Raw genomic sequence first — 10,747 nt, forward strand, 5'->3', positions numbered from 1 at the left:
GCGGCGGCGACGTAATCGGTGAACGTGGAGCCGGGGATCAGGCCGAGCAGCCGGAACAGGCGACGCTGGTCCCGGTTCAGCTGACGAACCGACATGCCGAAGGCGGTGTCGAATTCGCTTGCCCCCTCGGACATCCGCTCCACGAGAATGCCGATCGACCAACCCGGGCGATGACGCAGACGAGCGGCCGCGAGGCGCAACGCCAGCGGGAGATTGCCGCACAGGCGCAGCACTTCGGCGGCCTGCTCGGGTTCCTTGGCGAGCCGTCCGGCCCGTGCGTCACCGCTGGCCCGCACCAGCAGTTCGGCGCTCTCTTCGGGAGTGAGTACGTCGAGGGTCACCGGCGGGACCTCGTCGAGCTCGAGCAACCGGTTGCGGCTGGTGATGATGGCGACCGACTCGCCCGCACCCGGCAACAGGAGGCTGACCTGCGCGGCGTCGGCGACATTGTCGAGCACGACGACAGCGCGCAACCGCGCCAGCTCCGAACGCCAACAGGCGGCGCGCAATTCGACTCCCCCGTCCTGCGGCACCCTTTCCGAAGGGACCTGCAACGCGGCCAGCAGCGCACGGAGGGCGGCGTCGGGGTCGAGCGGCTGACGTCCGTCGGTGAAGCCGTGGAGGTCCAGGTACAGCTGGGCGTCTGGGTATTCGGCGGTGAGCTGATGCGCGGCGTGCACGGCCAGTGAGGTCTTCCCGACGCCTGCCATGCCGTCGATGGCGACCACGCGATCGGCACGCACGGCGGCGATCACCTCGGCCAGTGCCTGCTCGCGGCCGGTGAAGTCGGGCACGTCGCGGGGCAGGTCGTTGCGTGGCGGCGGTGGGGCGTCGGCTGGCGGGCTCGGCGGGGCCGGCTGGCGGCTGGTCTTCGGCGGGGCCGGCAGAGGGTTGTTGGCGCGCTCCCAGAGGGGACGCAGCGGGCGCGGGTCACGTTTGACCAGGCGGCACAGCTCGATGACCACCGGCCACGGCGGGACCGTCTGGCCGCTGAGATAGCGCGAGAGCGAGGACGAGCTCAGGCCGGTGTCGCGGGCCAGGGCGCGCACACCGCGGCCGGACAGTTCCTGGATCAGGCGCAGGCGCGAAGCGAGCTCGTCCTGCGGGTACGCCCGTGCCGTCTGCTGTTGCACAACCACCGTATTCCACTCCCGTTGTCCCGGCCTGAACCAGAAATCTCACGACCGACAAGCCGGTGGTCAGGGCCGTTTTCAGCTGTCCCACAGTGTCCCACAGCCATTCTGTTCCAGCGCCGGACGGGCTGTTATTGGGTCACACCGCAAGCAGCGGAGAAACACCGAACAAGGAGAACGACATGCAGTCTCGGATGAAGAACCCCGCCATGGTCCTCACCGACGCGATGGGCCCCATCCAGCAGGTACTCAAGGCCGTGGAGACCGGTGGCGTGGACAGCGAGATCCTGGAGCTGGTGCACCTGCGGGTCAGCCAGATCAACGGGTGCAGCGCCTGCGTGCACGGCGGCACCACCACCGCACGCAAAGCGGGCGTCAGCGAAGACCGCCTCGCCACCGTGGTCGCCTGGCGCGAGACCCCCTTCTTCTCCGAGGAGGAGCGCGCCGCCCTCGAACTCGCCGAGGCCGCTACCCGGCTGGCCGACCGTCCCGACGCGGTCACCGACGAGATCTGGGACAGCGCCGCCAGCTACTTCGACGAGAAGCAACTCGCCTCGATCGTGCTGATGATCGGCGTCACCAACATGTTCAACCGGCTCAATGCCACCACCCGTCAGATCGCCGGCGCCTGGGGCTGAGGCGCCCCCTCCTCGAAAGGAACAGTGACGATGTCCGCGAATCAGCAAGCGAGCAAGAGTAATTCACACGGCGGGTTCTCCCGGTGGATGCAGCACCGGATGAACGCGCGCATGAACCGCAAGATCAGGCGCGGCAAGGGCACCTTCATGGGAATGGACGTGCTGATCCTGCACACGGTCGGCCGCCGCAGCGGCCAGCCACGCGATACCCCGATCAGCTGGTTCCCCGGCGAGGACGACTCCTGGCTGCTGGTCGCCTCGGGCGGCAAGGACGGGCACCCCGACTGGTTCCTCAACCTGATGGGCCATCCCGATCAGGCGACCGTCCAGCTGCCCGACCGCGACCCGGTCGCCGTGACGCCTCGGGTACTCGACGGCGCCGAGCGGGCGACGGCCTGGGACCACATCGCCGCAGCCCAGCCCCGCTACGACAAGTACCAGGCCAAAGCAGGCCGGGAGTACGCGGTGGTACGACTGGCGGCCACTGTGTGAGTGCGCGTGCCGGTTGCGCGACGAAAGCCCGAGTGCCCTGTCGAGGAGTCGCGGACTGGTCGGCAGGCACGGGACCGTCGACGGGTCCTCGGCCGCGCATGGCGGCCGTTCCCGCGACTCGGCGGGCACCACGAAGTACCGCTGAATCAGGCCGGGAGAAGTCGGCCGATCACCTCGGCGAGCTGGGCGACGTTGCGACATTCGTGCATGGTGACGATGTCGGTGTAGTCCTCGGCGGCCGAATCGCCGGTCGACCAGGAGCGCGACGGTTCCGGGTTGAGCCAGTAGACGGCTTTCGCTCGCTCTGTGATCGCTTGCAACGCAGCCAGATTCGGGTCCGTGCGGTTGGTGCGGGCGTCGCCGAGGATCAGGACGCACGTGCGGGGGCCGACGGCGTCGAGGTAGTGGTCGACGAAACCCTGCAGGACCTCGCCGTAATTGCTGGATCCGAACCGGGCGACGCCACCATCACGCACGATGTCCCGGGCGAAGCCCGGCGCCGGCGGCTCACCAGGGGTGAAGTGGTGGGTGATCTCGGCGCAGGTGTCGACGAAACCGAAGCTGCGGACCTTGCTGAACTGGTCCTGCAGCGCCTGCACCAATTGCAGCGTGAACTCGGCGAAACCGCTCACCGAGCCCGAAACATCGGCCAGCACAACAAGGTCGGGCCTGCCGCGCTTGCGGGCACGCAGCACTGGATCGACCGGGACACCACCGGTGGCCATCGAACGACGCAGGGTGCGGCGCAGATCGATCTGACCGCGGACCGCCTTCTTGCGGCGCACCGCCAGCCGGCTGGCGAGTTTACGGGCCAGCGGGTACACGAGACGGCGCATCTCGGCGAGGTCCTGTTCGCGGGCGCCGAGGAAATCCGTTCGGTCGGCGGAGTTTTCGACGCCGCGCCGGGCGATGTAGTCGGTTCCGCGCAGTTCGGCCGAACGCAGGCGCGCTTCGGTTTGCACGTCGGTGCGGAACCGGTCGACGCGGCGGCGGGCCTCGATGGTGCGCACGGCCGTATCGAACTGGCCTGTGCCGCCCATTGTTCGGGCGACCTGCTCGGAGATCTCATCCGGACGTAAGGATTTCATGGTCAGGTACGACGACCACCCCGCACCGGAGGCCTGGGTGACCCTGCCCGCGCTCTCGCCCGCACCGCCGTAGGCGCCGAAGGTGTTGAGCGCTTCACGGGCAAGTTCTGCGGTGTCCTCGCCCTGAACAAGGGTGGCGATCAGCCGTTCGCGCAGGTCATCGGCATTCTCGCTCGGGCGGGCCGGTGGCAGCGAGACACCGAGGAAATACAGGTCGAAGAGTTGGTCGAAGACTCCGCGTTGACCGTTGCGGCGGAGCAGGCAGGCGGCCAGGCCGGAGCGCAGGACACCGGGATCGGTGGTGCCGAGGGCCACGACCGCGGCTGCGGCATCGATGGTTTCACTGGGACCGGCGTGAATGTTGTGCTCGCGCAGCAGGGTGACGAAATCGACGAGCCGTGCGCTCGTCGGAGCCGAGACGCCAGCCGCGGGGGCGATGGGTGTCATCGCCCCACGCTGCCGTCTTCGGGAGCATCGAGACCCAGCCGCTCGATGGCCACACGGTGGTCGGACTGGTACTTCAACAGGACACCGAGTGTCGAGCGGACCACGCCGCCGGTGAGTGTGCGCGTACCCAACGCCACCAAAGTCTTTGCCCAGTCGACAGTTTCAGCGATCGAGGGCGCCTTGCGCAGGGAGAGCTGCCGGAGCGCGCTCACCGTCGCTACCACCGGTTCGGCCAGTGCGGCATCCAGTTCGGGGACTTTCAGCGCGACGATCGCCTTCTCCAACTCCGCTGTCGGATAGTCGATATGGAGGTACAGGCAGCGGCGCTTCAGCGCTTCGGACAGATCGCGGTGCGCGTTGGAGGTGAGGATGACGAAGGGCTTGCGCACGGCGGTGACCGTGCCGAGCTCGGGGATGCTCACCTGGAAATCGCCGAGGACTTCCAGCAGCAGACCCTCGAGTTCCACATCGGCCTTGTCGAGTTCGTCGATGAGCAGGACCGTGGGATCGGGGTTGCGGATGGCCGCCAGCAGCGGCCGGGCGAGCAGGAATTCCTCGGTGAAGACGTGGTCGCGGGTGCTGTCCCAGTCTTCACCGGACGTGGCGGTGATGCGCAGCAGCTGTTTGGCGTGGTTCCACTCGTAGAGGGCACGCGCTTCGTCGACGCCCTCGTAACACTGCAGGCGGATGAGCTCGGCACGCACCGCGGCGGCGACGGCCTTGGCCAGCTCGGTCTTGCCGACACCCGCGGGACCCTCGATCAGCAGCGGTTTGCCGAGGCGGTCGGCGAGGAAGACCGCGGTCGCGATATCGAGGGACGGCAGGTAACCGGCCGTTGTCAGCCGGTCGGTCACCTGGGCCACCGAGGAAAAGAAGTTACTCATCGGTAATGAGTGTATCGAGTGTGGCGCGGTGACGGCCGATCAGTACGGGTTGTCGGCCACCTCCACCCGGCCGTCCTTGATCGCGGCCTGCAGCAGGCGGTAGTCGGCCAGACTCTGATCCGAATACGACATCGCGAAATCGCTCAGTGCGGTGTCGAACTTCTCGCTGCCGCCGATATAGGCGTCGATGGCCAGCGGATCGCCGGAGCGGCAGTGGGCACGGGCCAGCACGCCGCCGCAGAGGGCGCCGTAGTTCGACAGTTGCCGGTGAGCCAGATTGTCGATGTCGGCGGAGCCCTTCATATCGCGGAACTGACGCCAGTAGTGATGCACACCTTCGGGGCCGGTGGCCCAGCCGAGGAAGATGTCGCTCGACGCCTGCATCAAGCGCTGACCGGCGACGACGCGATGTCCCTGGTGCTTGTACCGGCTCGCCTTCTGATACGGCGCCAGCACCGACGTGCCAGCCTCCTTCAACTGCAGGAACAGCGGAGCGCCGGACTCCTTGTCCATCAGCAGCGCGATGAAGCACCGGGTGCCGACGCTGCCGACCCCGACGACCTTCACGGCGGCCTCGACGAAGGTGTAGCGGTTGAGCAGCACACGCATGTGATCGGGCAGGGTGCGCCGGTATTCGGCGAACAGCGCCGTCACGGTCGCCGCGTCAGGGGTGGTGATGGGTACCAGCAGCGGCGGCTGATTCTTGATCCGTGGAATACCGTCGGCATCGGGTTCGGTGAGTTTGTCCAGTGCCTGCAGGCTGGTGCGTTTCTTCGCCGAGGCGATCGTCTTCTCGGCCAGCTTGCGTCCCTTTTTCTTCTGGACCAGCTCGAGGACCTGATCGGCGTCGACCCGTTCGTACCAGATCTCGAGACTGTCCTGCTCTGTCATCGTCTCGATGCCCATGCGATAGCCGCGGGCGGTCGCCTCCGCCGCCGACGCCGCTTCCTCATCGGAGCAGCCGTTGCCGAGCGCCGCGACCGCGACACTGGCGACCAGGCGTTTGACGTCCCACTCGAACGGGCCGGGCAGCGTCTCGTCGAAGTCGTTCACATCGAACACGAGATTGCGTTCAGGAGTACCGAAGAGTCCGAAATTCGACAGGTGCGCGTCACCGCACAGTTGCGCGGTGAGCCCGGTGTCGGGACCCGATCCCAGGTCGTAGGCCATGACCGCCGCGGCACCCCGCAAAAAGGTGAACGGCGACACCGCCATTCGCGCCATCCGGATCGGCACCAGACTCGGCACCCGCTGCGCGTTCTGGTTCAGCAGAATCGCCACCGGATCCTCCCGCCCCGGCGCCGGTTTCCACTCCCCCAGCTCGGATCGCGAAACGCGCTTGCGCGCCGCCTTGCCGACCTCCGCCGCCTGCCGATCGAAATCCTCAACCGTCGTCATCGAGCAAGTCTCGCGCTACCGAGACATCACGGCAAGGACCAGCGGATAACCATGCGGTGACGGAGTGCGCCACTGGCCGGCGAATATGGTTGGCCCATCGAGCAAGTCTCCCGCTATCGATCGCCGCCGGCACGGGGTGCTGCTATGGACCGAGCCGCCGACTGCGCCACTCGTCGACTCGGCGGACGAGCTCCTGCCACCAGGTCCGATGCAGGTCCGGGGGTGGAGTCGGCTGGGGCTCCGGAGTCGGCACGGGCGCCGGTTCGGGGTCAGGTACCGGGACCAGCACCTTCCGGCGAATCCCGGTGCAGGTGAACTGGGTCGCCCGATAGGGATTCCCGTTCTGCGCCCACTCGGAGACGATGAGGGTGAATTTGCCGTCCTCGAGCCTGCTGTAGGGGTGTATGTAGCCGCCGTACAGGCGCGGGACCGTGTCGACACCGCGCGGCATCCCGGTAATCGGCCGGTGTGTGTGGGTCGTGATCCAGTTCGTGTTGTCGATGCGGTCGCCGACCTTGACGAAGATCGAGTAGTCCCCCGCGTCGAATCCGGAGATCACGGCCCTGTTCTCGACATAGCGCAGGCAGATCTCGCCGAATCGCCAACCCGGCAGGATCGGCGTGGGCTCACGGTTCCAGGCCCAGTTGCCGCCGTTCCAGCCCCAGCCCTGCCAGGCATGTGGATCGGACAGGCCTTCGACCGGCGCGCGCCACAGCAGCATGTCCTTGTTCCTGGCCAGGCCGCCGGTGGAGATGATGTGCACCCAGTCGCTGTGCGGGTCCTTGGCCCAGGAAACCATGACCCGCTTGCCGGCGAAGGCGCCGCACCAGAACTTCGAACCGCTACGCGCCCAGGTGACGCCGCTGTCGTCGGATGTCCATACCTCGCACCACTTCTCGTTGCCCAGGCCCTGGGTGTACATGACCCACAGGTAGATCCGGCCGTCGACGGTTATCGCGTCGCACGGCAGGACGGTGGAGTATTCGGCGTTGTCGTGCTGGTAGTCCCACAGCTGGCGGCCGTCGGTGCCCGGCGCGGTGGCCATGACGATCGGCTCGGCGGGGTCGCGCGCAGATGTGCGAGTGATGATGGGGGAACGCCAGTTCCCGATACCGCCCATCGGTGGACCGTACGGACCGTCCCCGGAGAACGAGTCGCCCCAGATGAAGCCGACATCGCCGTTGGGCAGCTCGAACGGAATCGCAAGATCACCGCCACCGAGGTCAGCCGAAGGCACAGGGTTCAGATCCGTGACGCGGATGACACACACCCCTCGGTTGGCTCGATCCAAAATCGTTGGGCTGGTGTCGTTTCCGTCACCGATTCAGGTTACCCGGAGATAGTTGAGCGATCCGATCTGCCCGAGAACGGGCTTCAGAATGCGAGCAGGGCATCGAGACTCGACCCCAGGTCGCGGTCTCGGTCGAAGCCGCGGTCGGTGCCCGGTTGCCGCCACCGGCAGACTCAGGTCGGGGACGATCTCGATCTCGTCAGCCCACGTTGTCGATGTCGGCTCGCGCGCGCAGCAGGGCCGATTCGAGATCGACAGCGATCAGAGGCGGAACGCCCTTGCCGTCGACGCGGCTACCTCATGGCAATGGAATCCGGATCCGGCGGCTCTGCGTTGCCTCCTCGCCTTCGGTACCTACAGAAAGTCCGACCAACTGGTTCCCCCGAACGGTGAACGCCGTCACCGAGGTGACCTTCGCCGGGATCGCATCGGTGACGACCAGGGAGCCGGTATCGAAGACGGTGATGCCGTTGCGCGAGGAGGTGACGACCGCGTGATCACCGAACAGCTCGGCCTGCCGCACTTGATCGCCGACAAAGGCCGTTGCACGAACGTCGAGCTCGGGACCGAGCAACCGGACGATCCCATCGGCGCCGACCACGAAGACCGCGCCGGTGCGCGCGACGAAGGCGACCGGCAGGATCGAGCCGACCGGCATCTGTTGCGCCCAGAATCTCGCGGAAGCGGGCGCGTTCAGGTCGACGACCGCGACTTGCCCGCCGGTCGTCGATACCACAAGGGAGCGGCCGTCAGGGGAGATGTCGGCGTCGGCCAATCGATATCGGCTGTCGAGCCAGCTCATCTCGATCGCGCGAACGCTGCCGTCGACACCGAGCAGTCGCACCGTTCGACCGCCGGCCGCCACGAACGTCTTCGAGTCCGAACCAGCACGAATCGAGGCGACCTCGCGACGGTCGACCGCGACCACCAGCGAGGCACTACCTCGCTCATCGATGCGCACGATGCCGTCGTCGGTGCCGATCATGGCGACACTGCCGATTGTCAGAGCGAGGGGGCTGAGTGCCTCGCTTCCCGCGTGGCCGGTGACCACCCCGGTGGCGGTGTCGACGACCGAACCGTCGCGCCGGATCGCGAATTCCGTGGTCGGCAAGGCGATCAGCGCGGTGGCATCGTCGATTTCGCGCACCTCGATACGCTCGCCCGGCATCACATAGAGCCACCCGTCCGGGGTAACCACCGCTGTTCGGGCGCCGACCGTGTCGACCACCGGGACATACCGGTTGACGCCCCAGGGAAGGTAGGGCGTCGGACCACCACCGAAAGCCCGACCGCTCGGCCCTGAGACGTAGGTACCCCACGCGGTCCCGTCCGGGTTGCAAATGGGCGGGTAACTGAAGAACGACACGTCCTCGGTGGTTACTCGCCCACCGATCCGGGAAAAGCTTATGTCGAACAGTCCACGTTTCGGCGTGACGCCGTAGACGTTCTCCCCGCAACGCGAGATCCTCGCACCGCGTTCGTCCACGTCGACCTCCGCGGGCGGCACGAGCTCGTGCGTGCCGACGTCGACGAATTCGGTCTCGGTGAAGCGGGCCGAGTGCAAGGTTCCCCGACCGTCGAGATAGTCGACGACGCGGCGGCTCTCATCGATTGCGAGCGCCTTCGGGGCAGTCGGCAGCCGATAGGTCGTACCACCGATCGGATTCGCGGCGTCACGGAACGCGGTCCGACGCAACTGCGGCCACTCCGCGCTCGACGCGACCCAGACGTGCTCGCCGTCAGCGGTTGCGACAAAGTTGACGTTGCCGGTCACTTCCTCGACTCGGCCACCAACGAAGTCCGCGACGAGCAGGAAGACGCCGTCGCCGAGCACGACCCGCTCGCCCGTCCGGGAGACCGCGATCGATGTGATCGAGCGTTCACCGAGCCCGATCGACGCGATCTCGCGTCCGCTGCGCGCGTCGAGCTGGTAGATCCCGGTGCGGGTGTAGGCCACGATGATCGGTGCGTCCGCCGCCCACTGGGCGCCGACATACTCACGATGCGCTATCGAAAAGGACTGCAGCCGTCTGTTGTTCGCGTTGGCCACATTCAGTGCAGACGTCGCGGCCGACGTCGGCGCGAAACCGGCCGCTCGATGCGCCAGAGCCAACGCCTGACTCGTGTCGTCCTGATCACCTGCCTGCGACGCGGTGTTCAACGACATCGACGTATTCGCCGAACGAGTAGCCGAATCACGCTGTCGCACCGCGACGTTCAGCGCGATCAACCCGACAACAGCACAGACGGCCAATACCGCCGTGAGTACCGTCGCCGATCGAAGGACTCGCCGGCGGACCCGGTTCGCGTTGTCGATGGCGCGCTCAGCCACGACCCCCAGTCGCTCGCCGACCGTGATCCCGGCGGTGGCGGCGTCGGGACCGAGTATCGTCCTGGCGTCATCGGCGTCTGCTCGACGGAACCAGCGCTCGACCAGCCCGGGTGAGTGCGGGCCGGTCGACTCCATCCGCTGGATGAGCCGCGCGTGCGCACCGGTGATGTGGCGTCTCGACGCCAGCGGTGCGGCCAACGCGACGACGTCGGTGGTACCGGGCTGGTGGAATTCGACCCACTTTCCCCAGCTCGTGAGCGTGTCGTATTCCCTGGCACAGTTGGGCGAGGCCCACCACCGCGCAGTGTCGATCACCACGACGAGATCGGCCGCCGCGAACTCCGCCTCGATGACCTGCCAATGATCGGCACCGAAGGGCACCGCGATGCCGTCGGCGTCTGCCCCGAAGTCGCCGGTCTCATCGATCCAGACCGTGTGCCCCGCGGCGAGAAGTTCGTTACGCACCTCGTACGCGAGTTCGGTGTCGAGATGCGAGTACGAGATCGCGATGTCAGCCATGGTGTGGCTCTCCCCCGAGGTCGAATACGGAAACTTCCGCCGCGGTCGCCTCGCGTGGTGCTCGGTGGCCGGTTACCGAGCCGCCGAGCTCGAGCTTGCGCACGGTCCCGATCCCGGTGACCAGCATGAGGCCCCGCGCATCGTCGGTGAAGGCCGCATCGGTCACCATCACCGATCCAAGGCTCGGCTCACGCAGGAGTTCGGTTCCGCGCTGCGTGTCGACCACGACGATCCCGCGTTCGGTCATCACCGCGATGCGCTCGCCCGACGGCGACACACGCAGCGCGAACGGCGCGGCCTCCGCACCGATATTGCCGACGATCCGGGTCCGGCCCGAGCGCAGTGCCACGATGTCACCGCCAACTGTCACGAAGTACATGTGACCGAGGTCGATCACCTCCGCCGCGGCGATGGTCATCGCCGCGGCGCCCAGATCCACCGGGCCCGCCAGCTCGTACTCCGCGCCGGTCAGAGTTCGGAGATACTGGGGCTTATAAACATCTGACGCGGCCGCCGAGAGTCGGG

At 67.1% G+C, this 10,747-nt stretch carries 9 protein-coding genes; 2 read left to right on the forward strand and 7 right to left on the reverse strand.

Features of this window, described 5'->3' with window-relative positions; all coding sequences use genetic code 11:
• On the reverse strand, positions 1-1,139 hold a 1,139-nt coding region (locus ACFWF3_RS10250; RefSeq protein WP_379313366.1), incomplete at its 3' end, for a helix-turn-helix domain-containing protein.
• Positions 1,140-1,315: 176 nt separating this feature from the next.
• On the opposite strand from ACFWF3_RS10250, the gene ACFWF3_RS10255 reads away from it, so the two are divergent.
• Positions 1,316-1,771, forward strand: a complete 456-nt coding sequence (locus ACFWF3_RS10255) for a carboxymuconolactone decarboxylase family protein (RefSeq protein WP_378992078.1) — start codon at positions 1,316-1,318, stop codon at positions 1,769-1,771.
• Positions 1,772-1,801: 30 nt separating this feature from the next.
• Positions 1,802-2,263 carry a nitroreductase family deazaflavin-dependent oxidoreductase gene (locus ACFWF3_RS10260; RefSeq protein WP_379313367.1) on the forward strand — a complete coding sequence of 154 codons (462 nt, stop codon included), beginning with the start codon at positions 1,802-1,804 and terminating at the stop codon, positions 2,261-2,263.
• Positions 2,264-2,409: 146 nt separating this feature from the next.
• On the opposite strand, the gene ACFWF3_RS10265 is transcribed toward ACFWF3_RS10260, so the two are convergent.
• From ACFWF3_RS10265 to ACFWF3_RS10290, 6 genes are all read right to left on the reverse strand, one after another.
• Positions 2,410-3,798: a VWA domain-containing protein gene (locus tag ACFWF3_RS10265; RefSeq protein ID WP_379313368.1), complete on the reverse strand. Its 1,389-nt coding sequence runs from the start codon at positions 3,796-3,798 to the stop codon at positions 2,410-2,412.
• Positions 3,795-4,682, reverse strand: coding sequence for an AAA family ATPase (locus tag ACFWF3_RS10270; RefSeq protein WP_379313369.1), 888 nt, complete (start codon positions 4,680-4,682; stop codon positions 3,795-3,797). The genes ACFWF3_RS10265 and ACFWF3_RS10270 overlap by 4 nt, the downstream gene beginning before the upstream one ends.
• Before the next feature lie 39 nt (positions 4,683-4,721).
• Entirely contained in the window at positions 4,722-6,080 is a 1,359-nt protein-coding gene (locus tag ACFWF3_RS10275) for a DUF2252 domain-containing protein (protein WP_379313370.1), read from the reverse strand.
• Between the two features lie 142 nt (positions 6,081-6,222).
• On the reverse strand, positions 6,223-7,317 hold the full coding sequence (locus ACFWF3_RS10280) for a DUF4185 domain-containing protein (protein WP_379313371.1): 1,095 nt from the start codon (positions 7,315-7,317) through the stop codon (positions 6,223-6,225).
• Positions 7,318-7,669: 352 nt separating this feature from the next.
• Positions 7,670-10,222, reverse strand: coding sequence for a TIR domain-containing protein (locus ACFWF3_RS10285; protein WP_378992069.1), 2,553 nt, complete (start codon positions 10,220-10,222; stop codon positions 7,670-7,672).
• Positions 10,215-10,747: hypothetical protein (locus ACFWF3_RS10290; RefSeq protein ID WP_379313372.1), on the reverse strand; the 533-nt coding region annotated here is incomplete at its 5' end. The genes ACFWF3_RS10290 and ACFWF3_RS10285, both read right to left, overlap by 8 nt.

The sequence above is a fragment of the Nocardia sp. NPDC060220 genome (assembly GCF_042727815.1).
In the GTDB taxonomy this organism is placed as follows: domain Bacteria; phylum Actinomycetota; class Actinomycetes; order Mycobacteriales; family Mycobacteriaceae; genus Nocardia.

Excerpts from the sequence above, each read along its gene's own strand:
- ACFWF3_RS10275 (WP_379313370.1), bottom strand. The coding sequence starts at position 6,080 with ATGACGACGGTTGAGGATTTCGATCGGCAGGCGGCGGAGGTCGGCAAG.
- ACFWF3_RS10255 (WP_378992078.1), top strand. The coding sequence starts at position 1,316 with ATGCAGTCTCGGATGAAGAACCCCGCCATGGTCCTCACCGACGCGATG.
- ACFWF3_RS10270 (WP_379313369.1), bottom strand. The coding sequence starts at position 4,682 with ATGAGTAACTTCTTTTCCTCGGTGGCCCAGGTGACCGACCGGCTGACA.
- ACFWF3_RS10260 (WP_379313367.1), top strand. The coding sequence starts at position 1,802 with ATGTCCGCGAATCAGCAAGCGAGCAAGAGTAATTCACACGGCGGGTTC.
- ACFWF3_RS10265 (WP_379313368.1), bottom strand. The coding sequence starts at position 3,798 with ATGACACCCATCGCCCCCGCGGCTGGCGTCTCGGCTCCGACGAGCGCA.
- ACFWF3_RS10285 (WP_378992069.1), bottom strand. The coding sequence starts at position 10,222 with ATGGCTGACATCGCGATCTCGTACTCGCATCTCGACACCGAACTCGCG.